The organism is Actinophytocola sp. (assembly GCF_036002505.1).
GTDB lineage: Bacteria > Actinomycetota > Actinomycetes > Mycobacteriales > Pseudonocardiaceae > DASYTH01.
Genome location: NZ_DASYTH010000218.1, coordinates 39,222 through 63,757, shown reverse-complemented (window position 1 = coordinate 63,757; position 24,536 = coordinate 39,222). Strand labels below are relative to the sequence as shown.

Sequence of the window (24,536 nt, the reverse complement as noted above, 5' to 3'; positions counted from 1 at the left end):
GGTGTGGGCGATGAAGCCGGTGGCCAGCGTGGTGATCCCCGCGCACAACGAGGCGGCCGTCATCGGGCGGTGCCTGGACACCCTGTTCGCCGGCGCCGCGCCGGACGAGCTGGACGTGGTCGTGGTGGCCAACGGCTGCACGGACGACACGGCGGTGGCGGCCAAGCGGGCCGGCGTGCGGGTGCTGGAGACCCCGATCGGTGGCAAGCCGCACGCGATCCGGCTCGGTGACGAGGCGTGCCTGACGTTTCCCCGGGTCTACCTGGACGCCGACGTCGAGCTGTCCGCGGCGTCGGTGCGTGCTCTGGTTGCCGCACTGGAGAAGCCGGGCGTGCTGGCCGCCGCGCCAGTGCCGGAGTGGGACCTCCGCGGCGCGGGCCGGGTGGCCCGCCGGGTGCACCGGGTGCACGACGCGCTCGTGGCGCCGTCCCGGGCGCTGGCCGGGGTGGGCGTCTACATGCTGGGCGAGCGCGGCCACGCACAGGCCTTTCCCTTGCCGGACCTCATTTCCGACGACGGCTGGGTGCACCGCAGCTTCACCGCCGAGGAGCGGGCGGTCGTGCCCGGGGCGCGCTCGGTGGTGCGCCCGGCCCGCACCGTTCGGGCCCACCTGCGCCGCCGGGTGCGGGTGCGGTTGGGCAATCGCGAGCTGGCCGCGCTGGGCAAGCCGGCCGCCGAAGGCCGGCTGCGGCTGGGTTCGCTCGCCGCGCTGATCCGCCGCCGCACCGTGAGCCCGCTGGACGCGGCCTGCTATCTGGGTGTGCTCGCCGCCGACCGGCTGCTGGCGCGGACGAAGCGCGGTTCGGCGTCGTGGTCACGAGACGTGAGTAGTCGTTAACGGGTGGCCGCCGCGTACGCCGCCAGCAGTGCCTTGCGGGAGTTCGCCCAGGACAGCGGTCCGGCCACGCGCTCGCGGCCGAGCTCACCCATCCGGGCCCGCTCCGCGGGGTCGTCGAGCAGGTTCGCGATGAGCTTGGCGAACTCGGACTCGTCGTTGGCCGGCGCGTAGACGGCGGCCTCCCCGGCGGACACCCGGGCCTCGCGCAGGTCGAACGAGACGATGGGGCGCGACATGGCCATGTACTCCATGATCTTGTTCATGGTGGACACGTCGTTGAGCGGGTTGAGCGGGTCCGGTGCCAGGCACACGTCCGAAGTGGACAGATAGCGGAGCAGGTCCGCGTCCGGGATGCGGCCGGTGAACTCCACCTGGTCGGCCAGGCCCAGCTCTTTGGACAGCGCGACCATCGCGTCGAAGGTGTCGCCGCCGCCGACGAAGGCGGCCTGCCAGTCGGTGCGGCCCAGCTCGTCGCGCAGCTTCGCCAGTGCCCGCAGCGCGTAGTCCACGCCGTCCTGCGGGCCCATGACACCGAGGTAGCACAGCAGGTACGGCTTGCCGCGCTTGATCGTCTCGTCCGGCCGCACCTGGTGGAACCGCTCCACGGCCGGGGCGCTGCGCACCACGAACACCTCGTCGGGCTGCTTGCCGCCGCGGGCCAGCGCCACGTCCCGGTAGCTCTCGTTGGTGGCGATCACCACGTCGGCGGCCTTGTAGGTGGCGCGCTCGAGCCGGCACACCGCGCGGTAGAGGAAATCCTCGCCGCGGTCGAACCGGGACAGGTACAGCTCGGGCACCAGGTCGTGCTGGTCGAACACGAACCGCGCGCCCTTTCGCTTGAGCCGCTTGGCGATCAGGTAGAACAGGTCCGGCGGGTTGCACGCGTGCACGACGTCAACCGGTCGGCTTTCGGCAACTTTTCGAGCCAGCCGCCAGGTGTGCCAGAGCGCCGAGCCGTACTCCTTGACATACCCCTGCGGGCCGCCGGTGGCCGCGGTCAGCGGGTAGCGGTGGATCTGCACGCCGTCGATCTCGACGTACGGCTCGGTGTCCCGCTTCGTCCCTTGTGGACAGATGACGTGCACGTCCCACCCGGCGTCGCGGAGCGTCGTGCTCTCCTGCCATACCCTCCGGTCGAACGGCACCGAAAGGTTCTCCACCAGGATCAGTGCTTTACCAGCCAAGGCCAACGTATCCCGGTTCGGCCCGGCGCGCCCCGGCGCCGGGGATGCGGACGAGGTCGATGATCACGCGGTCGCCGGCCTGGTTCAGCGCGGCCAGCACGTCCGGGTCCTTGCTGCCGGCCACGCACACCTCGGCGTGCGCCAGCACCTCGTCGACCGAGCTGGACAGCAGGTCGCCCAGATGCGGCAGGCGGCTCTCGATGTACTCGCGGTTCGCACCCATCAGCCGGGACAGCGTCACGTTCGCGTCGTAGATGCGCAGGTCGTAACCCTTGCCCAGCAAGCGTTCCGCCAGCTCCACCAGCGGGCTCTCGCGCAGGTCGTCGGTGCCCGGCTTGAACGACAGGCCGAACAGGCCGATCTTCCGCTTTCCCGTGGCGGCAACGAGATCGAACGCCCGGCGCAGGTGCTCGTCGTTGGACGGCAGGATGTGCTCCAGGATCGGCACGGACACGTCCGCCCGGCGCGCGGCGTAGACCAGGCCGCGCAGGTCCTTGGGCAGGCACGACCCACCGAACGCGAAACCCGGCCGCAGGTACGCCGGGCTGACGTTGAGCTTGCGGTCGGCCAGGAAGATGTCCATCACGCTGTGCGAGTCCAGCCCGAGCGCGTGGCTGATCGCGCCGATCTCGTTGGCGAACCCGATCTTCAAGGCGTGGAAGGAGTTGTCCGCGTACTTGGTCATCTCGGCGACCGGGATCGGCACCCGGAACACCTCACCGGGCAGGCCCGCGTAGAGCGCGGCAACGGTCTCGCCGCTGACCGGGTCCAGCTCGCCGATCACGGTCTTCGGCGGCTCGAAGAAGTCCCGCACGCTGGTGCCCTCGCGGAGGAACTCGGGATTCACCGCCACGCCGAAGTCCACCCCCGCGGTCTTGCCGGAGGCCTTCTCCAGGATCGGCACCAGCAGGTTCAGGCAGGTGCCGGGGAGCATCGTGCTGCGGAACACCACGGTGTGCCGCTCCCGCTTGTGCGTCAGCGCCGTGCCGATCTGCTCGGCCACCCGCTCCAGGTACGTGGTGGCGAGGCTGCCGTTGGGTGCGGACGGGGTGCCCACGCAGATCAGCGACACCGCGGAGGCGGTGACGGCCTCGTCGACGTCGGTGGTCGCCCGCAGCGCGCCCGAGCGCACGACCTCGGCGGTCAGCTCACCGATCCGCTCCTCGACCACCGGCGCCTGCCCGCGGTTGATCAGGTCGATCTTGACCGGGTTGACGTCGACGCCGACGACCTGGTGACCGCGCGCGGCCAGGCAGGCGGCCGACACGCAGCCGACATAACCCAGCCCGAAAACGCTGATCTTCATTCGTTGGACCCTCCTGTACGTCCCTCTGCCGCGCGGCGACAGGACGCCCGGCCCACACCAGGGGTCGCGAGCCGGCGCTGGATCGTTACCGGTTCCGGATCGCGCGCACGACGCGGCGCGCGGCCGGCCCGACTGCCGAGGATTTCGCCGTCGCGACGGCGGAGTTGCGGGCGCGGCGCAGGATCCGGCGCACCGGGCTGCGGGTGTACAGGCCCTGGCTCACCGTGACCTCGCCGGTCTTGGCCCTGCGCTTGTACTCGTCGTCGCCGCGGCCGAGGTCGATCCGGGTGAAGCCGAGTTCGGGCGCGGTCTGGACCAGTTCGCGCAGCAGGATCCAGCCCGGCGCGAGGTGCGCGAACTCCGGGTCGTAGACCGGAAACCACCAGTGCAGCACGTGGTCGGCGCGCATCCCGAAGTGCGCGGCGATCAGGTGGGGCCCGGCGTGCACAGTGGACAGGATGCCGCCGAAGCCGGTGCCCCGGGTGTCCAGCAGCCGCTTGACGAGCGCGATCCGCTGGGGCTCGGCGAAGTAGTCCCGCGCCCCGGTGGCCGCGTACTGCGCCCGCTTCAGCTCGACGACCCGGTCCAGCAGCGCCGGGTCGGGGTTGTCGGCGACGAACCGCACCGGCCCCAGCTCCTTCTCCGCCTTGCGCGCCCGCCGGCGGGCCTGTCCAAGGTTCTCCTTGCCACTGCGCGAAGCCCGGCCCAGGTAGCCGTCCAGCCCGCCGGTCGTGTCCACGTACGGCGAGGCCCGCCGGGACTCCACGCCCGGCTCGAAGTCCGGGCACACGTCCAGCAGGTGGTCGAACGCGAAACCGCGCACGCCGCCGGTCAGCATCGCGGCCGCGGGGAACGAGGTGCCCGGCGCCAGCACCGGACCCTGGAAGTCCGCGCCCGGCCAGCCGACCGGCCGGACCGTCGCGCCCTCCCGGTGGCCGGCCAGCAGCCCGGTGACGTCGCCGCGGTCCTCGGCGATCACGACCTGCACGTCCCGCCCGCTGGCGTGCACCGCCTCGGCGAACCCGGGGTGGAAGTACGGGCTGTCCAGCGCCGGGTTGGCCTTGCGCAGCGTGTGCCACGCGTCCAGCTCACGACCGGTCAGCGCGTCGAACCGGAGAATTCTCACAGCTGGTCCAGGGTGGTGATCCGCCGGGACGGCCGCAGCAGCCAGGCCGTCGCGGTTCGTGCGGGGCGGTTGCCGAGCAGGGCGCGCAAGGCCTGGCAGGCCAGCACGCCGCCGAAGTAGGCGGCCGACCGCAACCGCCCGTTGCGCCGGCGGAAGAGCTTGACCTTGTTCACGACGAGGAGTGCGGCCAGTCCCGGGTGGGTGGCGGACTCGCCGCCGATGTGCTCGACCACCGCGGCCGGCTCGTACCAGAGTGTCCAGCCCTGGTCGGCGGCGCGGAAGATGAACTCGGTCTCCTCGCTGTAGAGCAGGAACGACTCGTCCCACGGGCCGACACCGGCCAGGCACGCCGCGGACATCAGCAGCGCGCAGCCGGTGACCCAGGCCGGCCGCCCGGGCCGGTCGTGCGCGGCCTCGTCGAACACCAGCTCACCGGGCCCGCCGGGCCGGCCGGCCCGCCTGCCGCCGATCAGCGCCTCGGCCCAGGTCCCGCGCACGGTCGGCGTCCGGCGCAGCGTCGGCTGCAGGGTGCCGTCGGTGTTGAGCAGCTTCGGCGCCACCATGCCGCGCTTTCCCACGGTGAGTGCCTGGGCGAGCACCGCGAGCGTCCCGGGTCGCAGCCGGCAGTCCGGGTTGAGCAGCAGCACCGCGTCGTAGTCGCTCAGCGTGGCCACGCCGGCGTTGAACCCGGCCGCGTAGCCGGCGTTTCGTCCTAATTGGACTGTCCGAATCGGAATGCCGGTGGCTTCCTTGGCGATCCGCAGCGACTCGTCGGCGGAGGCGTTGTCGGCCACCACGACGTCGGTCAGCCGCACACCGCGGGCGCCGTCCTTCAGCGCCTCCAGGCAGCCGGCAAGCACGTCCGCGCTGTTGTAGGTGACGATCACGACCGCGATCCGGGGCTCGGTGGGCACGGCGCTCAGCCCCGGACCCGCTTGACCGCGCGCGCGGCCAGCTTCCGCGCGCGCACCGGAAGCGCCGGCGTGCCGTCCAGCACCTGTTCCGTCCACTCCGGACCGATGTTGTGCCGCAGGCTGTTCCTGGCCTGCAGCCACCCGTCCGGCCGGGCCCGCCCGCCGTCGCTGGTGTACGCCCGGGAGATCCGCGCCTGCCGGATCCGGCCCAGCACCCGCCGGTCGTAGGACCCGAACGGGATCGCCACCCGGGTCACCGGCTGCCCGGTCAGCTCGGCCAGAACCCGGTGCGCGTCGGCGAACTCCTGCACCGCCTGGGCTTCGTCGATGCGCCGCCAGTCCCGGTGCGCCCAGCCGTGCGAGCCGATCCGCATGCCGGCCTTCTGCAGCTCCCGCACATCCCCGGCGTCCAGCTTGCCCTTTTCCCCGAGCAATCCGGCCAGCACGAAGAACTCTCCGGTCAGCCCACGCTCGAGCAGCCGCGGCAGCGCGATGTCCAGGTCCGAGGAGTTGCCGTCGTCAAACGTGATCCGCACATCCGGCCGGCCCACCACCGCGTCGAGCACCCGCTCGAACTGCGTGACGCTCACCCAGGTGCCGTCCTCGCCGGGATCGAGCGTGCGCGTCACCGGACCGATGCCGTGCACGGTCAGGTTCACCACCGATCGTGCCGTCATGGTCTCCCTCTCCTCGAAGACTCCCATCGTGTTCCCGCTCGTGCCGTTACAGCGCCGAGGTCATGTTCGGGGAATTGAACGTCACGTGCTTTCTCGTGCCCGGTGGGTGGATCGGGTGGCGGTCGGTGGGGTGGCTGGTGAGGCAGGGGGGACCGGTGTGACCATTGGGCGGTCGACACCTGCCCTGAAGGCGGCCTTCGGGACGCTGAACGCCCCGACGGCCGCCTTCAGGGCATTGGTCAACGCCCCACCGGTCCCACCAGCCACACCAGACCCGATCACCCCGAGCACGATGGACAACTCCCTCCAAAGGAGCCACACCCAACGCACTTCGTCAGCCGAAACGTGCCTTGCCGAAGTGGCACCGTCCAGCCAGGTGCACCCGCCGAGGCGGCGCGCCACCCAGCCAGGTGCACCCGCCGACAGGCACGCCACCCAGCCAGACGCACCCCACGAGTGGCACGCCATCCAGGCAACGCACTCCGCCTGAGAGACACGCCATCCAGCCAAGCGCATCCCGCTCGTGCCCAAGCGCGTTCCGGCCCGCATTGCGGCCGACTGTCCACAGGCGACCCAGTTATCCACAGCAGACCCTTGCCCGCTCCGAATTCGCCAGGGGCCCGGTACACTTGCGCGGGGCCCGCCCCCCGGGAGGGTGGGGGCTGCGCGGAAGTTGTTGTGGCATGGGGATGTTTGCCACGATCAAGGAACTTGGGTGTTGGCGGATGCGTCGCCGGCGGTGGGAATCGTTGACAGGGAAGGTAATTGTCGCACAGGTGGGGTGCTCGTGGTGTGGGGGCGTCCTTAGTGGACGGTTAGATGCCGGGGCGCATGGCCAGTCTGGCGAGGAGGTCGCGGCCTTTTTCGGCGTTGCGGGGTTGGGCGAGGACGTCGTAGCGGCCGGCGACGAGTTGGCTGGCGGAGGCGATCTCGCGGCCGCTGCGGGTGGTGGCGTAGCCGACGGAGGCGAAGACCATCCCGAAGACGACGCCGGAGAGGAGGCCGACGAAGATGGGGGCGAAGGACATCGTCTGCTGGGAGAACACGCCGAGGAGGAGGCCGACGAAGAGGCCGAACCAGGCGCCCGACAACGCGCCCGTGGTGAGGACCTTGGGCCAGCTCAGGCGGCCGATGACGCGCTCGACCAGCATCAGATCCACGCCGACGATGGTGACGTCCTGGACCGGGAAGTCGTTGGTGGCCAGGTATTCCACCGCGCGGTGGGCCTCGGCGTAGGTCTCGTAGGAGCCGATCGGCCACCCGGTCGGCGGCGTCGGCACCTTCGGCAGGCCCTGGCTGGCTCGCGTGGAGCCGGAAAACGCACCCGTCACCGTTGCAATGATGCCACCAATGCGGGCATCTCGGACGCGCGCCGTCCCGTGAGCCTCAGCTTCGCAAACGGTACTCGCGGAGCAGGCCGCGGCTGATGATGGTCTTCTGGATCTCGCTGGTGCCCTCGCCGATCAGCAGGAACGGCGCTTCACGCATCAGGCGTTCGATCTCGTACTCCTTGGAGTAGCCGTAGCCGCCGTGGATGCGGAACGCCTCCTGGGTCACCTCGACGCAGTACTCCGACGCCAGCAGTTTGGCCATCCCGGCCTCGACGTCGTTGCGCTCACCGGAGTCCTTGAGCCGGGCGGCGTTGACCATCATCAGGTGCGCGGCCTCGACCTTCGTGGCCATCTCGGCGAGCTTGAACGCGATCGCCTGGTGCTCGGCAATCGGTTTGCCGAACGTGCGGCGCTGCTGGGCGTACTCCACGGCCAGCTCGAACGCGCGGATGGCGATGCCGCACGCCCGCGCGGCCACGTTGACGCGGCCGACCTCGACGCCGTCCATCATCTGGGCGAACCCCCGACCGGATGACCCGCCGAGCACGCGGTCCGCGCCGATCCGGTAGCCGGAGAACACCGCCTCGGTGGTGTCGACGCCCTTGTACCCCATCTTGTCGATCTTGCCGGGGATCACCAGGCCGGGCGCCACCTCGCCGAACCCCTCGGGCTTCTCCACCAGGAACGCGGTCAGGTTCTGATGCGGACGGTCGGCCCCCTCGTCGGTACGCACCAGCAACGCGATCAAATTGGAGCTTCCGCCGTTGGTGAGCCACATCTTGGCGCCGTCGACGATGTAGTCGGACCCGTCCTTCCTGGCCCGGGTCTTGATCGCGGCGACGTCGGAGCCGAGGTCCGGTTCGGACATGGAGAACGCACCGCGCACCTCGCCGGTGGCCATCCGCGGCAGGAGCTCGGCCTTCTGCGCCTCCGTGCCGTGCTGCTTGATCATGTGCGCCACGATGAAATGCGTGTTGATCACGCCGGAGACGCTCATCCAGCCGCGCGCGATCTGCTCGACGACCAGCGCGTAGGTGAGCAGGGATTCGCCGAGGCCGCCGTAGGACTCCGGGATGGTGAGCCCGAACAGGCCCATCTCCTTCATGCCGTCCACGATGTCGGCCGGGTACGCGTCCGCGTGCTCGAGCGCCTGCGCGTGCGGAATGATCTCCTTGTCCACGAAGTCGCGGACGGTGGCCAGGATCTCCCGCTGCACATCGGTCAGTCCGGCGGTCTGGGCGAGGCGGGCCATCACGGAACTCCCTTTCCGGCAACGGGGTTACCCGTGAGTATCTCGCGGTTAACGTCCGTTTGCACGGGAAAGGTGCCCAGGGCCACTGGAATTGGTCAGCCGGCGCGGAGCTCCAGTCGGGTGCCGCACTCGCGGCAGTCTTCGGCCAGCACGTACACGTCTTCGCCACACCGGATGCAGGAGCGGAAACTGCGCTCGAAAAGGTCGTCCCGCGCCCGGCCGAACAGGCGCGGCCGGGTCCGGTCCTTGGCGACGCTGTGTCTACCCATGGCGAACACCATCACCCATTCGGGTGGGGTCAGGGCAAGCCCGAACCGTGATCTGTGCGTTATGTCACTGCAACCTTCGACCATCCGTCACGTCTACAGCCACGAACCGTAGCCATTCTGACGTTCCGTGATCACGGTGTGACGGGACCGTTCGCCGGGGTTTCCAGGTCGGTGGCCGGCCGGGGTGCGGGCGGCGGGGCCTGCCCGTCAGTCCGCTCCGCCTTCGCCTCCTTCTTCATCGGCGCCACCGGCGGGCCGCCGCTGGCGCTCTCGAGAAAACGGAGCAGCTCCACCGGGAACGGCAGCACGAGTGTGGAGTTCTTCTCGGCGGCCACCTCGACCACGGTCTCCAGCAGCCGCAGCTGCAGCGCGGCCGGGGTGTCGGCCATGACCGCGGCGGCCTCGGAGAGCTTCTGCGACGCCTGGAACTCGCCGTCGGCCGAGATGATCCGGGCCCGCCGCTCCCGCTCGGCCTCGGCCTGCCGGGACATCGAGCGCTTCATCGACTCCGGCAGCGCGACGTCCTTGATCTCCACCCGGTCGATGTGGATGCCCCAGTCCAGCGCCGGGCTGTCGATCATCACCTCGAGGCCCTGGTTGAGCCGTTCCCGGTTGGACAGCAGGTCGTCCAGGTCGCTCTTGCCGATGATCGACCGCAGCGACGTCTGCGCCACCTGCGCCACGGCGAACCGGTAGTCCTGCACGCTGATCACCGCCAGCGCCGGGTCGATCACCTTGAAGTACACGACCGCGTCCACCCGAACCGTCACGTTGTCCCGGGTGATGCCGTCCTGCGCGGGCACCGGCATCGTGACGATCTGCATGTTCACCTTCTGCAGCCGGTCCGCGATCGGCATGATCACGGCCAGCCCGGGCTCCCGGATGACCGGATGCACCCGGCCGAACCGGAACACCAACCCACGTTCGAACTGCTTGACCACCCGGACGCTGGCGCTCGCCCAGAGGCCGGCGACGGCCACGATCAGCAGCAGGAGGTAGACCAGGAGCATCACGTACTCCCTTGTCAGGGCCCGGAAATCGAGCGTTCCGCGGCTATGCCCCGATGCTACGCGCGCTCACTGCGGTACGTCGCCGAGCCAGCGCGCCACCGAGACCCGGAGGTGGAACGACTTGGTCGCGCCCTCCACCAGGGCGACCCAGGTGTCATCGCCGATCTGGAACACCGAGCGCTGGCGCGCGCTGAACGGATGCCGCGGACTGAACGTGAAAGCCAGGTCGTGCGCCTGCCGCTGAGCGTCCTCGTAGGAGCTGGCGGGCCGAACCTCGGTCAGCGACCACATGCGGCTGTCCCCGCTGCCGGTGGTCTCCTCGACCAGCACGAACCACGGCGAGTCATCCGGCGACGTCGGCACGCTGCTCCTCGATGGCGTCGGCCAGGGCGAGCACCCGGCGGGCGTTGTCCACATGCAGATTCTCGATCATGCGGCCGTTCACCGTGACCACGCCCCGGCCCTCCCGGCGCGCCCGCTCGAACGCGTCGATGATCTCGCGCGCGCCGCCAATGTCCGCCCCGGACGGAGCGAAGATCCGGTTGCACGGCTCGAGCTGGCTCGGGTGGATCAGCGTCTTGCCGTCGAAGCCCAACTGCCGGCCCTGCCGGCATTCCGCCTCGAACCCGCCGAGGTCGCGGACGTCGTTGTAGACCCCGTCCAGGATCACCTTGCCGGTCGCCCGCGCGGCCAGCAGCGCCAGCGACAGCGCACCGAGCAGCGGCACGCGGCCGGGCACGTGCTCCGCGTGCAGCTCCTTGGCCAGGTCGTTGGTGCCCATGACGAGCACGGTCAGCCGCGCGCTGGCCGCGGCGACGGACTCGGCGTGCAGCATCGCCACCGGCGTCTCCACCATCGCCCAGATCGCCGTGCGGTCCGGCGCGCCGGCGTCCGCCAGCATCCGCTCGATGGCGTGCACGTCGGCGGCGGAATTGACCTTGGGCACCAGCACGGCGTCCGGCCCGGCCTCGGCGGCGGCCCGCACATCGCCGGCGTGCCACGGCGTGTCCAGCCCGTTCACCCGGATGACGAGCTCGCGCCGGCCGTACGCACCGGACCCGACCGCGGCACAGACCCGTTGCCGTGCCTCGGTTTTCGCGTCCGGCGCGACGGCGTCCTCGAGATCGAGGATCAGCGCGTCGGCCGGCAGGGTCCTGGCCTTCTCGAGCGCCCGCTCGTTCGCACCCGGCATGTACAGCACCGAGCGGCGCGGGCGGAGCACGGTCATTCGCCCAACACCTCCTTCGTGGCGGTGTCGTAGGCGTGCGCGAGATCGGGATCGCGGGCGGCCAGCGCGTCCGCCAGCGTGGCCACCACCTGGCACTGCCGGACCGTGGCGTCGTCCTGCATCTTGCCGTCCAGCATCACCGCGCCGGTGCCGTCGCCCATCGCCGCGATCACCCGGCGGGCCCAGGCCACCTCGGCCGGCTCGGGCGAGAAAACCTTGCGGGCGATGGCGATCTGCACCGGGTGCAGGCTCCAGGCGCCGACGCAGCCGAGCACGTAGGCGCTGCGGAACTGGTCGGCGCAGCCGACGACGTCGCCGATGTCACCAAACGGCCCGTAGTACGGCAGAATCCCGGCGGCCACGCAGGCGTCCACCATGCGCGCCAGCGTGTAGTGCCAGAGGTCCTGCTGGGCGGTGGGGCGGTCGAGGTGCGAGATGTCGGGGGACGGGTCGGCCCGCACCAGGTAGCCGGGGTGCCCGCCGCCGACCCGCGTGGTCTTCATCCGCCGGCTTGCCGCCAGGTCGGCCGGACCCAGTGACAGGCCCTGCATCCGCGGGCTGGCGCCGGCGATCTCCTCGACCCGGGCGACCCCGCTCGCGGTCTCCAGGATGGCGTGCAGCAGCAGCGGCCGGTCCAGCCCGGCCCGGGCCTCGAGCTGGGCCAGCAGCCGGTCGGCGTAGTGGATGTCCTCGGGCCCTTCGACCTTCGGCATCATGATCACGTCGAGCTTGTCGCCGACCTCGGTGACCAGGGTCAGCAGGTCGTCCAGCGCCCAGGGCGAGTCGAGGCTGTTCACCCTGGTCCACAGCTGGGTCGGACCGAAATCGGTGTCCCGCGCGATGCGGACCAGCCCGGCCCGCGCGGCCTCCTTGCGGCCGGCCTGCACACCGTCCTCGAGGTTGCCGAGCAGCACGTCCACCTGGGAAACGAGGTCGGGCACCTTGGCCACCATCTTCTCGTTGCCCGGATCGAAGAAGTGGATCATCCGGGACGGCCGCGGCGGGATCTCCCGGACCGGGTCCGGCGCGCCGACGGCGAGCGGGCGGAAGAAGTCCTTGGGTGAGCGCATAGAGCAGCCTCCTTACCTGCCGGTAACCCTAGGGATCCGGACCGCCGCCCGCCGCCCGGATGTCGCCAAGGCCACGCGAGAAGGCCGCGCCCACTCGACCCGGGGAGGTAAGCGGCGGATCCCCGGGGAGGTCGGCGGGCACCCCCAGTTGAGCGCGTATGCCCGCCGTGGGCGCGGCCTTCGGGTCAAGTGGATCGTGGCCGCCCGGGTAGCCGGGAACGATTCGAATCGAATCCGAGCCGGGCCGGCGCCGTCTAATGTCTGGTCACTGTGATCACCGCGCACCTGGATGCGGCGTCGATGGCCAGGGTCCGGCTGGCGGTCTCGCCCGCGTGTGAGGCCGTGACCTGGCTGCGGATGACCGCGTTCGGGAACCGGCACCCGGTGTTCGGCGACCCGGGACCAGCGGCCCGGTTCGCGCTGCGCGACCCCGACGTCGCGCTGCTGGCCACCGTGCTCTCCGCCAACGATCGGTACATGCCTGACCTGCTCACGCCCAAACCCGTTGCGGGACCGGCAAACCGCGTCTGGGACCGGCAGCTGGAGATGACGCGTGAGACGTCGCCGGAGGCCGTCGTCGCGCAGCTGGAGCTGTGTCCGGACGTCGTCTCGCGCGACGCCGGCGCGTTCGCCCGCCGGGCGGCCAACGGGCTGAACGTGTTCTGGCGGCATGCCATCGCCGACAGCTGGCCCGGTCTGCAGGAACGGCTGCGTGCGGACCTGACGGTCCGGGCCGAGACGATGGCCACCCACGGAATCGGTGCGCTGTTCGACACCCTGAGCCCCAAGGTTTCCTGGACCGGATCCGGTCTGACCGTGTACAACGTCGCCGACTTCGAGGTGCGCCTCGCCGGTGCGGAGTTGGTGCTCGCCCCGACCGTGCTCGCCTGGCCCGAGGTGTGGTCGCAGCTGACCGACCCCGCGGACGCCATGCTGAGCTACCCGGCGCTCGGGGTCGGCTCGAACGCACCGCCGGCCGGCGACGGCACGCTGGGGCGCCTGGTCGGCAACACCCGGGCCACGCTGCTGCGTGACCTGACCGTGCCGCGCTCGACTACCGAGCTCTCGGTCCGGCACCAACTCGCCCCGGCCACCGTGTCCTACCACCTGCGGGTGCTGCACGGCTCAGGCCTGGTAACCCGATCGCGTGACCGGCGGACGGTGCTGTACCGGCGCACCGAGCAGGGTGACGCGCTGGACGGTTGACCGGCGATTAGCCTGATCAACGTGGCCACCACGACGAAGGTGTTCGTCGCGCAGCTCGCCGGGCTGCCGGTGTTCGGGCCGGACGGTGAGTCGATCGGCAAGCTCCGCGACGTCGTGGTGGCGCTGCGGGTGGACCGGCTGGCGCCGCGGGTGCTCGGCGTCGTGGTGGAGATGGCCACGCGCCGGCGCATCTTCGTGCCCATGCTGCGGGTGACCTCGATCGAGCCCACCGCCGTCACGCTAGCCACCGGATCGGTCAACCTCCGCCACTTTCACAAGCGCCCCAACGAGGTTCTGGTGATCGGGCAGCTGCTGGACGCGCGCGCGGCGGTCGAGTCCACCGGCACCGAGGCGATCGTGATGGACGTGGCGATCGAGCCGACCAGGACGCGGGACTGGATCGTCTGCCGGGTGGCGGTGCGCAACCGGATCGGGCGGCTCGGCCGGCGCGGACCGGTACAGGTGCTGCCCTGGGAGGAGGTCCGCGCGCCCGGGCTGACCGAGCTGGCACAGACCCCGCAGGGCGCGCACCGGCTGCTCGCGTTGTTCGACGGCATGCGCGCCACCGACGTGGCCGCGGCGCTGCACGAGCTGCCGGCCAAGCGCCGCTACGAGGTGGCGGACGCGCTGGACGACGAGCGGCTCGCCGACGTCCTGCAGGAGCTGCACGAGGACGACCAGAAGGACGTACTGTCGCATTTGGAGGATGAACGGGCGGCGGATGTCCTGGAGGCCATGGATCCCGACGACGCGGCCGACCTGCTCGCCGAACTGTCCGAAATGGACAAGAACCGGCTGCTCGAGCTGATGGAGCCGGCCGAGTCCGCGCCGGTGCGCCGGCTGCTGGCGTACCCGACCGACAGCGCCGGCGGGCTGATGACCCCGGAGCCGATCGTGCTCACCCCGGACGCGTCCATCGCCGAGGCGCTCGCCCGGGTGCGCAACCCCGACCTCACCCCGGCGCTGGCCAGCATGGTGTTCGTCTGCCGGCCGCCGACCGACACCCCGACCGGCAAGTACCTCGGCTGCGCGCACATCCAGCGACTCTTGCGCGAGCCGCCGTCCGACCTGGTCGCCGGCGCCCTGGACACCGAGCTGGCCAGCCTCCACCCCGACGACTCGCTGACCCAGGTGACCAAGTACTTCGCCGCCTACAACCTGGTCTGCGCGCCGGTGGTGGACGAGCAGCACCACCTGCTCGGCGCGGTCACCGTGGACGACATCCTGGACCACCTGTTGCCCGAGGGCTGGCGGGAGACCACCGATGCCTGAACTGCTTCCCCGCCGCCGGCTCGACCAGCCGCGCCGGCCGCGGGCACTGCGCTTCGAGGTGGACCCGGAGGCGTTCGCCCGGTTCTCCGAGCGGCTGGCGCGGTTCCTCGGCACCGGCAAGTTCCTGTTCTGGCAGACGCTCGTGGTGCTCATCTGGATCACGGTGAACCTGCTCGCCGTGCGGTACCGGTGGGACCCGTACCCGTTCATCCTGCTCAACCTGGCGTTCTCCACGCAGGCCGCGTACGCCGCGCCGCTGATCCTGCTGGCGCAGAACCGGCAGGACGACCGGGACCGGGTGGCGCTGGAGGAGGACCGCGCGCGGGCCGCGCAGACCAAGGCGGACACCGAGTTCCTGGCCCGCGAGCTGGCCGCCCTGCGCCTGGCCATCGGGGAGGTCGCCACCCGGGACTACCTGCGCACCGAGCTGGACCGGCTGCGCGCGGACCTGCCGGCCAAACCGCGGTCCCGCTCCCGTCCGACCGCCGACACCGTCCGCGCGGACTCCCGCTGGGACGACCACGCCGGCTCCTGAAGGCGCTGGAACGTGCGACTCGGTTGCCGGAGCGTCGAACTCAGTTGCTGGAGTGTCGAACTCGCGGGGAGGTCAGGGGTCGGGGGCTAGGCGGGTGCAGAGATCGGCGAGGTCGTGCAGCTCCGCAGGGGTGAAGTGGGCGGTGAAGTGGCGGGTGATGCCGCTGAGATGGGTGCTGGCGGCGGTGCGGAGGCGTTCCAGGCCGTCGGCGGTGAGCTCGGCGATCACTCCGCGGCCGTCGGCGGCGACCCGTTGGCGGGAAACCAGGCCGGCGCGTTCGAGGCGGTCCACCAGGCGGGTCACACCGGATCGGGAGAGCAGCACCCGGTCGGCGAGCTCAGCCATCCGCAGGCGCCGCTCGGGAGCCTCGGCGAGCTGCACCAGCACGTCGTAGCTGACCAGGGAGAGACGGTGCGCGGCGAGCAGCTCCGCCTCGAGGTTGCGCAGCACCCGCGCGTGGGCGGTGAGGAACGTGCGCCACGCGTGCAGCTCGGTTCGGGTCGGCGACCGCGATAAGCCAGGCTCCACCATGATCACCGATCGTACGTAGCATGGGAACCGTGACCGACACCCCCACTCCGAGCGTCGAGGCGGTCCGCGCGGCGCTCGCCACCGTGCAGGACCCGGAGATCAACCGACCGATCACCGACCTCGGCATGGTCAAGGACGTCCGCGTGCAGGGCGGTGTGGTTGACGTCGAGGTCTACCTGACGATCGCCGGGTGCCCGCTGCGCGACAAGATCACCCGGGACGTGACCGGCGCGGTGTCCGCGGTGCCGGGCGTGGCCGAGGTCCGGGTCGCCCTGGACGTGATGAGCGACAAGCAGCGTGCGGAGCTGCGCAAGTCACTGCGCGGGGAGGCGGAGGAACCGCGCATCCCGTTCGCCGAGCCCGGTTCGCTGACCCGGGTGTACTGCGTGGCGTCCGGCAAGGGCGGGGTCGGCAAGTCGAGCGTGACGGTGAACCTCGCGGTGGCCATGGCCGCGCGCGGGCTCTCGGTGGGGGTGGTGGACGCCGACATCTACGGCCATTCGGTGCCGCGGATGCTTGGTGCGACGGGAAAACCGACCCGCGTCGAGAAGATGATCATGCCGCCGCAGGCGCACGGGGTGAAGGTCATCTCGATCGGCATGTTCACCCCGGGCAACACCCCCGTGGTGTGGCGCGGCCCGATGCTGCACCGCGCGCTGCAGCAGTTCCTCGCCGACGTGTTCTGGGGCGACCTGGACATCCTCCTGCTCGATCTCCCGCCGGGCACCGGGGACGTGGCGATCTCGGTGGCCCAGCTGATCCCGAACGCGGAGATCCTGGTCGTCACCACCCCGCAGCCGGCCGCGGCCGAGGTGGCCGAGCGGGCCGGCGCGATCTCCCTGCAGACCCGGCAGCGGCTGGCCGGCGTGATCGAGAACATGTCCTGGCTCGAGCTGCCGGACGGCACCCGCACCGAGATCTTCGGCTCCGGCGGCGGCGCGGCCGTGGCCGAGTCGCTCACCCGCACCGTCGGTGCCGAGGTCCCGCTGCTCGGTCAGGTCCCGCTGGACGCGCGGCTGCGCGAAGCCGGCGACAACGGCATCCCGCTGGTCATCTCCGCCCCGGACACCCCCGCCGCGGTGGTGCTGCGCGACATCGCCACCCGGCTGTCCACCCGCGCCCGCGGACTCGCCGGCCGGATGCTCTCGGTGACCCCCGCGGGCCGCTGACCGGCGTGTTGGCCGCTCACGTCGGTGTGTTGGCGCCGCGCGTCGGTGTGTTGGCACGTGACGCGGTGAGGGGGTGGGGTGGAATTCGCGCCAGACGCCAACATTTCGACGCCAGCGGCAAACATGGCGACGCCAGGCGCCAACACGCCCGGGAGTCAGGTGGCGTCGGGGTCGTACGGCGCCTTCTCGCCCGGGGATAGGGAGGGCGGGGGCTCGATCTGTTTGGGCGGCGGGGTGTAACCGTTGGGCTTGGTGCCGTTGCCGTAGCCGTCGTCATCGAAGAGGTGCTTGGCGACCGCGCGCTTGGGGTCGAAGCTGCGCAGTTGCTGGAGATCCTGCAGGGGTTTGCGCAGCTCGTCGAACTCCGGACCCACCTCGGCACGCAGCTGGTCCCGGGCGCCGGAGGCGTAGTCACGCAGCTTGCGGATGTTGCGGCCCAGCCAGGCGGCGGCCGAGGGGAGCCGCTCGGGGCCGAGGATGAACAACCCGGCTACGCCCAGGACCAGGATCTCCAACCACCCGACGCTCTCGAACACCCCGGTCTCCTCCGCACGTCCGCTCGTCTCAAGGGTAACCGCTCAGTCCGAGCCCAGGGTCACCTGAATCGTCAGCTCCCGGCCCTGCCGGGCGAGCACCAGCGGGAGCTGCTGCCCCGGCTGGTACTGGCGCACCGCGACGATCAGCTCGGGGGCGTTGCGCACCAGCCGGTCGCCCAGCTTGGTGATCACGTCGCCCTCCTCGATGCCGGCCCGCTTGGCCGCACCGTTGTCGGTCACGTTGACCACCTGGGCGCCCTCGGCGGTCTCGGCGGACACCGACTTCGCGTTGAGGCCCAGGTCGGCGTGCGTCACCTTGCCGTCCCGGATCAGCGCCTCGGTGATCCGGGACATGTTGTTGACCGGAATGGCGAAACCCAGTCCGATGCTGCCGGTGCTGCCCTCCGCCGTGCGGATCACCGAGTTGATCCCTACCAGCGCGCCGGTGGAGTCCACCAGCGCGCCGCCGGAGTTGCCCCGGTTGATCGCCGCGTCGGTCTGGATGCCGTCGTAGACCACCGGGTCGTCGCCGTTCTCCCCGCCGGCCACCACCGGGCGGTGCAGCGCGCTGACGATGCCCTCGGTGACCGTGTTCTCCAGGCCGAGCGGGGAGCCGATGGCGATCACCGCGTCGCCCACCTGGAGCTTGTCCGAGTCGCCGAGCTGGAGCACGGTCGGATTGGCCACGTCGACCTTGATCACGGCCAGATCGGTCTTCGCGTCCCGGCCGACCATCTTGGCGTCCACCCGGTGCCCGTCGATGAACACCACGGTGATCCTCTGGTTCCCGGTGGCCCGGCCGGCAAGGGTCACCACGTGGTCGTTGGTGACGATGTAGCCCTTGCCGTCGATCAGCACGCCGGAGCCGGTGCCCGCCTCCTGGTTCGCCCGGACCTCGATGGACACCACGCCCGGGGCGACCCGGGTGGCGATGTCGGCGACCGACCCACTCGGCCGTTCCTTGCCGGGCTGGGTCTGGGCGAGCGTCACGTCGCTGGTCAACACGTCACCCCCACGCGCGATCACCCAGCCGACCAGCCCGCCCGCGCCGCCGATCAGCAGCGCGACCAGGCCGAGAACGAGCAGCGCGGTGGGCTTCACCCGCCGCCCGAAGATCAATTCGGGCAGGCTGAGCAGCGCGCCGGGCGGACGCTTCGGGTCCTTGGCGCCTTCCGCGTCCTTGCCGACCGCCGGCGGCCCGATGACCGTGCTGGCCGCCGGGTCGCGCCACGGGTCGCTGCCGTTCTCCGAACTCCACAACGCGTCTTCGGAGCCGTCGTCGTCCTGGCCTGGCGATCCGGGCGGGCGCTGCAGGATCTCCGCGCTGCCGGACGGCCGGCGGAACGCCGTGGCCAGCGCTGCCGGCGGTGGCGGGGTGACCTTGAGCTCGGCGAACGCGGCCCGCGCGCCGAGCGGCCCACCGGGCGGCGGGGCGAACGCGCCGTCCACGCCGGCCGGCCGGCCGAACACGGCGGCCGCGGCGGGGTCGGCGGGCGGCCGGTCCAGCGGGCGGGGACCGACGCGGTGCGGCGGATCGGATCGCCCGTCCGGGCTCTGTTCCGGCGGGCTCGGCGGAGGGTTCGAGGGCTCGCTCATCAGTGCTTACCCTGCCTGTCGGACGGTGAAGTGGGGGTCAGCGCTGCGCGGCCACACCCAGCTGGTTGGCGTAGAGCCCGGCCGGCTCGACGTTGACCGCCGGCCGCCCGTCCAACACCGGGTCGTCACCGGAGTCGGACACCGGGCTGCTGCCGGAGTTGACCAGGGCGAGCGCGCCGAGCACGAGCCCGGACACAACGACTCCCGCGCCCTGACCGGCGCTACGCCAGCGAGGTGAGGAATTGGGCACTGTTCGCCGGCCGAAGCGGAAGCCCAAGACGGCCTTGCCTTCGCCGAGCTTGGGCGAGGAGCCGAACGGCTGGCCGGAACCCAGCGGCGCCACCCGGTCCGGGCGCTGCACGGTGACCAGCTGGCCGTCGTCGGTGACCGCGAGCCCGTCCGGCGTCGCGGGCAGCTCGACCTCCTGCGGGATGGCCCGCAGCGACGCCAGCAGGCCGGCCGGTGGCGGCGGCGTGTCCGCGGCCCGCACGGCGGCCCTGGCCTGGCGCTGGGCGGAGATCTCGGCGGCGCAGATGGCGCACCGGGCGATGTGCGAGGCGGCCCGGTCACAGGCCGTCGGCGTCAGTTCGCCGTCGACGAACGCCACCACCGCGTCCGGCAGGAGGTGCTGACTCCAGCCGCCGCGCCCCTCGGTCATGCCGCATCCTCCAACTCGGGCATGTCGGCCGAAGTCATGGGTCGCTTCAGGTGCCCGGCCACTGGACTGCTCCTCGGGCAGACCGTGTTCCACTGGGGCAAGGGCCCCAGACCCCAGTTCATCGGGCCCACCTCGTCGCGGTGGGCCGACTCCCTCGCCCGGCATTCCGCTAGCTTCATGCCGTGCCCTCCCGTGCAAGTCCCCCGGGGGGTCCGGGGGGCGGAGCCCCGCCGGCCGGGGGTCTGGGGGCTTGGCCCCCAGGAAAACGCCGCCGCTCCAGCGACGCCCGCAAGGCCTGCCGGCCGCGGTGGATCCTGCTTCGAACAGTACCCAGTTTCACGCCGAGTGTGGCGCCGATCTCCTCGTAGGACAGGCCCTCGACGTCACACAGCACGACCGCGGCGCGGAACTCCGGCGGCAGCTCGTCCAGCGCTTCCTGCAGATCGGGGTCCAGGTGGGTCTCCGACCAGACCTGCTCGGGGCTCGGGTCGTCGCCGGCCAGCCGGTCGGTGTCCTCGGGCAGCCCCTCCATGCGCAGCCGTGAGCGCCGGCGCGCCATGTCCAGGAAGAGGTTGGTGGTGATGCGGTGCAGCCAGCCCTCGAACGTGCCCGGCTTGTAGGAGGCCAGCGAGCGGAACACCCGGATGAAGGTCTCCTGGGTGAGGTCCTCGGCGTCGTGCGGGTTACCGGTCAGCCGGTAGGCCAGGCGGTACACCCGGTCGGCGTGCTCACGCACGACCTCGTCCCAGGACGGCGGGGTCCACCCCAGCTCGCCCGGCGTCACCTCCGGCGCAACAGTCGCTTCTGCCAGCATCGAGCGCGTACCCACCTCCGGACCGGACCGTTCACTGCTCGACTCAACGCGCGCTGTGTTCACCTTGTTCCCCTACCCCGACGTGATGTGGCATCCACCCCCTGATGGGGAGATCATCGTTGGTGCGCCTATGACGTTAGTGAGATCCGGCTGAGAGCCGACTGAGAATCGGCGGGCCCTGTGTCATGTCGGACACAGCGGGCCGGTGACCGCTAATCTCACAATCCGTGACGCCCGATTTGCCGACGACTGACGCGGCCGCGCTGCGTGATTACGTCGAGGGCTATCTCGTCGAGGACGACGCCCTGACGACCGCGCGGGCCCGCGGGCTGGAGCTCGGCTGCCCGGCGGTCGAGCCGGCGAGCGGGGCCATGCTGCAGTTCCTGGCCGCGGCGCTGCGGGCCCGGGCGGTGGTGGAGATCGGCACCGGAGCCGGGGTGAGCGGGCTGTACCTGCTCCGTGGGATGGCCGGCGACGGCGTGCTCACCTCGATCGACGTGGACCCGGAGCACCAGGGCGCGGCCAAGCGGGCGTTCACCGACGCCCGGATCGCACCCGGCCGCACCCGGCTGATCATGGGCCGGGCCCTGGACGTGCTGCCCCGGCTCACCGACGCCGCCTACGACCTGCTGTTCGTGGACGCCGCCCGGCCGGAGTATCCGAGCTACCACGAGCACGGCGTGCGGCTGCTGCGGCCCGGCGGCGTGATCGCCTTCGACCGGGTGCTGTTCTCCGGCGTGGCCAACCCGGCCCGGCGCGACGCGGAGGCCCTGGCGCTGCGCGAGGTGGCCAGGGCCGTGCGCGACGACGACCGGCTGGTGCCGGTGCTGCTCCCGGTCGCCGACGGGATGCTGGTGGCCGCCCGGGCGGGTTGATGCCCTGAATGCCACGTATGGGGCGTCCAACGTCTCGAATGTGGCATTCAGGGCACTCGACTCACGACCGGTCTGAGGCGACGAACGCGCCCATCGAGAACGCCCCGGCCAGGCCCACCAGCGTCACCACCCAGCCGGCCGCCGTGGCATGCAGCTCACCCCACAGACCCCAGAGATAGGCGGCCAGCACACCGAACGGCAGGAACACCACCAGCCCAGCGATCAGGCCGGGCAGGATGCGCAGCTCGGTGCGCCGCCGCACCCCGTCCGTCCCGCCGACCGGGGTCATGTTCCACACGGACTGGTACGGATCTTCCCCCTGCGGCCTTTCCGGCTCCATGCGTCGAACGGTAAAGGGCAACCCGGGACAACACCACCATGAGGGCAGTTCAAAACGCCGGCCGCGACGGTGGGCCGCTGGGCGGTGTTCGCCACCGGCCGCGAGGGCAGGCCGGAGGTCTGCCCGAGTGGTCGGTCCGGCAACCAGCGCGGTCAAGCCGACCACAGACCGCGAACACCGTCCGGCACGCTGGCCCGCCCGAGCGGTCGGCCCTACCCGCCAACCATCTCGAACCGGCCCCTACCAGGCTTCACGATCGTTTTGAACAGTGCTCATTTGAGGATGGCACCGTGGAACTACTCGGCCCGGATTCCTTTGCCCAACACCACGACGCCGCCCGAGCTGACCGTGTAGCGCTCCCGGTCGGCGGCCAGGTCCACGCCGATCTGCGCGCCGTCGGCGACCACCACGTTCTTGTCCAGGATCGCCGAGCGCACGGTGGCGCCCTTGCCGACCCGCACACCCGGCAGCAGCACGCTGCCCTCGACCGTGGCGCCGTCCTCGATCGTCACGTCGCTGCTGATCACCGACTCGCGCACGACCGAGCCGGAGATGATCGAGCCGAGGCCGACGATGGACTCCGTGGCCGAGCCGGAGTTGACGAACTTGGCCGGCGGCAGCGGCGGCGTCGCGGTGCGGATCGGCCAGGCCTGGTTGTAGAGGTTGAACACCGGGTGCACGGACACCAGGTCCATGTGCGCGTCGTAGTAGGCGTCCAGCGTGCCGACGTCGCGCCAGTAGCCGCGGTCCCGCTCGGCCGCGCCGGGCACCTCGTTGTCGTCGAAGTCGTAGACCGCGGCGGCGCCGGCGTCGACCAGCATCGGGATGATGTCGCCGCCCATGTCGTGGATGGAGTCCGGGTCGGCGGCGTCCGCGCGCAGCGCCTCGAGCAGCACCTCGGTGCGGAAGATGTAGTTGCCCATCGAGGCGAACGTCACGTCCGGGTCGCCCGGCACGTGCGGCGGGTTGGCGGGTTTCTCCAGGAACCGGGTGATCTTGCCGGTGGCATCGGAGTCGATGCAGCCGAACGCCTTCGCCTCCGCCCGGGCCACCCGGATGCCGGCCACGGTCACGCCCGCGCCGGTGTCCACGTGCTGGGCGAGCATCTGCGAAGGGTCCATGCGGTACACGTGGTCGGCGCCGAACACCACGATGTGGTCCGGTTTCTCGTCGTGCACCAGGTTGAGGGACTGGTAGATGGCGTCGGCGCTGCCGGTGTACCAGCGCGGGCCGAGCCGCTGCTGCGCCGGGACCGGGGTGATGTACTGACCGAGCACGCTGGACAACCGCCAGGTGGTCGAGATGTGCCGGTCGAGCGAGTGCGACTTGTACTGGGTCAGCACGCAGAGCCGGTGGAAGCCGGCGTTGACCAGATTGGACAGCACGAAGTCGACCAAGCGGTAGTTCCCGCCGAACGGGACGGCCGGCTTCGCGCGGTCGGCGGTCAGCGGCCACAACCGCTTTCCCTCGCCGCCCGCGAGCACTATCCCGAGCACATGAGGCTGGCCATGCACAGTCCACCATAACCACGCCGAGGCGGGCGTCACCAGTGCACACGCGGATGGGCCGGTCCCGTTGTCCGAGTGTTCATGCCGGACACTGCCCGGTCACGAGGGCGGCTTAGGGTGCTGAGCGTGCGCATCGGTTTGCTGACCCGCGAGTACCCACCGGAGATCTACGGCGGGGCCGGGGTACACCTGGGCGCGCTGGTCCCGCGGCTGCGCGAGCTGATCTCGGTGGACGTGCACTGCTTCGGCGGGCCGCGGCCGGACGCCGTCAACCACGCCGTGGCGCCCGGGCTCGAGTCGGCGAATCCCGCCCTGCGCACGCTGTCGGTGGACCTGTCGATGGCCGCCGCCACGGCCGGACTCGACCTCGTGCACTCCCACACCTGGTACGCGAACCTGGCCGGGCACCTGGCGAAGCTGCTGCACGGGGTGCCGCACGTGGTCACCGCGCACTCGCTGGAGCCGCGCCGGCCGTGGAAGGCCGAGCAGCTGGGCGGCGGCTACGCGGTGTCCTGCTGGGCGGAGCGCACCGCGTACGAGGCGGCCGACGCGATCATCGCGGTGAGCCGGGGCATGCGCGCCGACGTCCTGGACTGCTACCCGTCGCTGGATCCCGCGCGCGTGCACGTGGTCTACAACGGCATCGACACCGGCGTGTACCACCCGGTCCCGGCCACGGACGTGCTGACCGGGCTGGGGATCGACCCCGCGCGTCCGATCGTGCTGTTCGTCGGGCGGATCACCCGGCAGAAGGGGGTCGCGCACCTGGTGGCCGCGGCGCACGAGATCGCCGCGGAGGCCCAGCTCGTGCTCTGCGCCGGCGCGCCGGACACCCCGGATCTGGCCGGGGAGATCGCCGCCGCGGTACGCCGGCTGTCCGACGCCCGGCCCGGCGTGTTCTGGATCCAGCGCATGCTCGACGTCGCCGAGGTCCGTCAGCTGCTCAGCCACGCGCAGGTGTTCGTCTGCCCGTCGGTGTACGAGCCGCTCGGGATCGTCAACCTGGAGGCGATGGCCTGCGGCACCGCCGTGGTCGCCTCCGACGTCGGCGGCATTCCCGAGGTGGTCGACGACGGATGCACCGGACTCCTCGTCCACTACGACCCGGCCGACATCGAGGGCTACCGGCACGGGCTGGCCGCCGGGGTGAACCGGCTGCTCGCCGACCCCGCCCTGGCGCGGACCATGGGCGCCGCCGGCATGGCCCGCGCCCGCGACGAGTTCAGCTGGAGCGCGGCCGCCGCGCAGACCGTGGAGATCTACCACTCGGTCCTTTGCTGAGAATCCGTTC

General features: G+C 71.3%; 26 protein-coding genes. 7 read left to right on the top strand and 19 right to left on the bottom strand.

The genetic code is table 11. The features are described from left to right. The first annotated feature begins 10 nt into the window (after positions 1-10). Entirely contained in the window at positions 11-838 is an 828-nt protein-coding gene (locus tag VGR06_RS19235) for a glycosyltransferase (RefSeq protein WP_327560479.1), read from the top strand. Here the strand turns inward: VGR06_RS19235 and VGR06_RS19230 are convergent. The 12 genes from VGR06_RS19230 to VGR06_RS19175 all read right to left on the bottom strand — a co-directional run bounded on the left by VGR06_RS19230 (position 835) and on the right by VGR06_RS19175 (position 12,205). Further along, a complete protein-coding gene (locus tag VGR06_RS19230; protein ID WP_327560478.1) occupies positions 835-2,022 on the bottom strand; it encodes a glycosyltransferase family 4 protein in 1,188 nt (395 codons plus the stop codon). The genes VGR06_RS19235 and VGR06_RS19230 overlap by 4 nt on opposite strands. Then, the gene (locus VGR06_RS19225; RefSeq protein WP_327560477.1) at positions 2,012-3,328 is read right to left on the bottom strand and encodes a nucleotide sugar dehydrogenase; all 1,317 of its coding nucleotides are present in this window, start codon (positions 3,326-3,328) and stop codon (positions 2,012-2,014) included. Before VGR06_RS19225 ends, VGR06_RS19230 begins: the two co-directional genes overlap by 11 nt. An 85-nt stretch (positions 3,329-3,413) precedes the next feature. Next, entirely contained in the window at positions 3,414-4,454 is a 1,041-nt protein-coding gene (locus tag VGR06_RS19220) for a GNAT family N-acetyltransferase (RefSeq protein WP_327560476.1), read from the bottom strand. Further along, complete coding sequence (locus tag VGR06_RS19215) at positions 4,451-5,368, bottom strand: glycosyltransferase family 2 protein (RefSeq protein ID WP_327560475.1); 918 nt, start codon at positions 5,366-5,368, stop codon at positions 4,451-4,453. Before VGR06_RS19215 ends, VGR06_RS19220 begins: the two co-directional genes overlap by 4 nt. Before the next feature lie 5 nt (positions 5,369-5,373). Next, positions 5,374-6,045 (bottom strand): polysaccharide deacetylase family protein, encoded by a 672-nt coding sequence (locus VGR06_RS19210; RefSeq protein WP_327560474.1) that lies wholly within the window; start codon positions 6,043-6,045, stop codon positions 5,374-5,376. Positions 6,046-6,860: 815 nt separating this feature from the next. Then, positions 6,861-7,385: a general stress protein gene (locus tag VGR06_RS19205; protein WP_414637298.1), complete on the bottom strand. Its 525-nt coding sequence runs from the start codon at positions 7,383-7,385 to the stop codon at positions 6,861-6,863. A 46-nt stretch (positions 7,386-7,431) separates the two neighbouring features. Beyond that, positions 7,432-8,628: an acyl-CoA dehydrogenase family protein gene (locus VGR06_RS19200; RefSeq protein ID WP_327560472.1), complete on the bottom strand. Its 1,197-nt coding sequence runs from the start codon at positions 8,626-8,628 to the stop codon at positions 7,432-7,434. A gap of 95 nt (positions 8,629-8,723) precedes the next feature. After that, a complete protein-coding gene (locus VGR06_RS19195) occupies positions 8,724-8,897 on the bottom strand; it encodes a hypothetical protein (RefSeq protein WP_327560471.1) in 174 nt (57 codons plus the stop codon). Positions 8,898-9,028: 131 nt separating this feature from the next. Next, positions 9,029-9,907, bottom strand: coding sequence for a slipin family protein (locus VGR06_RS19190; protein WP_327560470.1), 879 nt, complete (start codon positions 9,905-9,907; stop codon positions 9,029-9,031). Positions 9,908-9,973: 66 nt separating this feature from the next. Continuing rightward, complete coding sequence (locus VGR06_RS19185; RefSeq protein ID WP_327560469.1) at positions 9,974-10,270, bottom strand: hypothetical protein; 297 nt, start codon at positions 10,268-10,270, stop codon at positions 9,974-9,976. Beyond that, the gene (locus VGR06_RS19180) at positions 10,251-11,135 is read right to left on the bottom strand and encodes a CoA ester lyase (RefSeq protein ID WP_327560468.1); all 885 of its coding nucleotides are present in this window, start codon (positions 11,133-11,135) and stop codon (positions 10,251-10,253) included. Before VGR06_RS19180 ends, VGR06_RS19185 begins: the two co-directional genes overlap by 20 nt. Beyond that, entirely contained in the window at positions 11,132-12,205 is a 1,074-nt protein-coding gene (locus VGR06_RS19175; protein WP_327560467.1) for a CoA ester lyase, read from the bottom strand. Before VGR06_RS19175 ends, VGR06_RS19180 begins: the two co-directional genes overlap by 4 nt. Before the next feature lie 270 nt (positions 12,206-12,475). Here VGR06_RS19175 and VGR06_RS19170 point away from each other — a divergent pair, with 270 nt between their 5' ends. From VGR06_RS19170 to VGR06_RS19160, 3 genes are read left to right on the top strand one after another with little or no spacing between them, the layout of a single operon-like run. Next, a complete protein-coding gene (locus VGR06_RS19170; protein ID WP_327560466.1) occupies positions 12,476-13,411 on the top strand; it encodes an ArsR/SmtB family transcription factor in 936 nt (311 codons plus the stop codon). Positions 13,412-13,432: 21 nt separating this feature from the next. Next, entirely contained in the window at positions 13,433-14,683 is a 1,251-nt protein-coding gene (locus tag VGR06_RS19165; protein ID WP_327560465.1) for a magnesium transporter MgtE N-terminal domain-containing protein, read from the top strand. After that, a complete protein-coding gene (locus VGR06_RS19160; RefSeq protein ID WP_327560464.1) occupies positions 14,676-15,218 on the top strand; it encodes a DUF1003 domain-containing protein in 543 nt (180 codons plus the stop codon). The genes VGR06_RS19165 and VGR06_RS19160 overlap by 8 nt, the downstream gene beginning before the upstream one ends. A gap of 72 nt (positions 15,219-15,290) precedes the next feature. Here VGR06_RS19160 and VGR06_RS19155 read toward each other — a convergent pair whose 3' ends face one another. After that, positions 15,291-15,749, bottom strand: a complete 459-nt coding sequence (locus tag VGR06_RS19155; RefSeq protein ID WP_327560463.1) for a MarR family winged helix-turn-helix transcriptional regulator — start codon at positions 15,747-15,749, stop codon at positions 15,291-15,293. A gap of 20 nt (positions 15,750-15,769) precedes the next feature. Between VGR06_RS19155 and VGR06_RS19150 the strand changes: the two genes are divergently transcribed. Next, positions 15,770-16,918, top strand: a complete 1,149-nt coding sequence (locus tag VGR06_RS19150; RefSeq protein ID WP_414637296.1) for an Mrp/NBP35 family ATP-binding protein — start codon at positions 15,770-15,772, stop codon at positions 16,916-16,918. Between the two features lie 155 nt (positions 16,919-17,073). Here VGR06_RS19150 and tatB read toward each other — a convergent pair whose 3' ends face one another. The 4 genes from tatB to sigE form a co-directional block, all read right to left on the bottom strand. Further along, positions 17,074-17,454, bottom strand: a complete 381-nt coding sequence (gene tatB, locus VGR06_RS19145; protein ID WP_327560461.1) for a Sec-independent protein translocase protein TatB — start codon at positions 17,452-17,454, stop codon at positions 17,074-17,076. A 42-nt stretch (positions 17,455-17,496) separates the two neighbouring features. Further along, complete coding sequence (locus VGR06_RS19140) at positions 17,497-19,050, bottom strand: S1C family serine protease (RefSeq protein WP_327560460.1); 1,554 nt, start codon at positions 19,048-19,050, stop codon at positions 17,497-17,499. Between the two features lie 37 nt (positions 19,051-19,087). Continuing rightward, positions 19,088-19,708 carry a zf-HC2 domain-containing protein gene (locus tag VGR06_RS19135; RefSeq protein WP_327560459.1) on the bottom strand — a complete coding sequence of 207 codons (621 nt, stop codon included), beginning with the start codon at positions 19,706-19,708 and terminating at the stop codon, positions 19,088-19,090. Between the two features lie 175 nt (positions 19,709-19,883). Beyond that, positions 19,884-20,537 carry an RNA polymerase sigma factor SigE gene (sigE, locus tag VGR06_RS19130; protein ID WP_327560458.1) on the bottom strand — a complete coding sequence of 218 codons (654 nt, stop codon included), beginning with the start codon at positions 20,535-20,537 and terminating at the stop codon, positions 19,884-19,886. 212 nt (positions 20,538-20,749) lie between these two features. Here sigE and VGR06_RS19125 point away from each other — a divergent pair, with 212 nt between their 5' ends. Beyond that, entirely contained in the window at positions 20,750-21,397 is a 648-nt protein-coding gene (locus VGR06_RS19125) for an O-methyltransferase (protein ID WP_327560457.1), read from the top strand. A 61-nt stretch (positions 21,398-21,458) separates the two neighbouring features. Here VGR06_RS19125 and VGR06_RS19120 read toward each other — a convergent pair whose 3' ends face one another. Both VGR06_RS19120 and glgC read right to left on the bottom strand, forming a co-directional pair. Further along, on the bottom strand, positions 21,459-21,737 hold the full coding sequence (locus tag VGR06_RS19120) for a hypothetical protein (protein ID WP_327560456.1): 279 nt from the start codon (positions 21,735-21,737) through the stop codon (positions 21,459-21,461). A 296-nt stretch (positions 21,738-22,033) separates the two neighbouring features. Next, the gene (glgC, locus tag VGR06_RS19115) at positions 22,034-23,251 is read right to left on the bottom strand and encodes a glucose-1-phosphate adenylyltransferase (protein ID WP_327560455.1); all 1,218 of its coding nucleotides are present in this window, start codon (positions 23,249-23,251) and stop codon (positions 22,034-22,036) included. 120 nt (positions 23,252-23,371) lie between these two features. Between glgC and glgA the strand changes: the two genes are divergently transcribed. Continuing rightward, the gene (gene glgA / locus VGR06_RS19110) at positions 23,372-24,526 is read left to right on the top strand and encodes a glycogen synthase (protein ID WP_327560454.1); all 1,155 of its coding nucleotides are present in this window, start codon (positions 23,372-23,374) and stop codon (positions 24,524-24,526) included. Positions 24,527-24,536 lie beyond the last annotated feature (10 nt).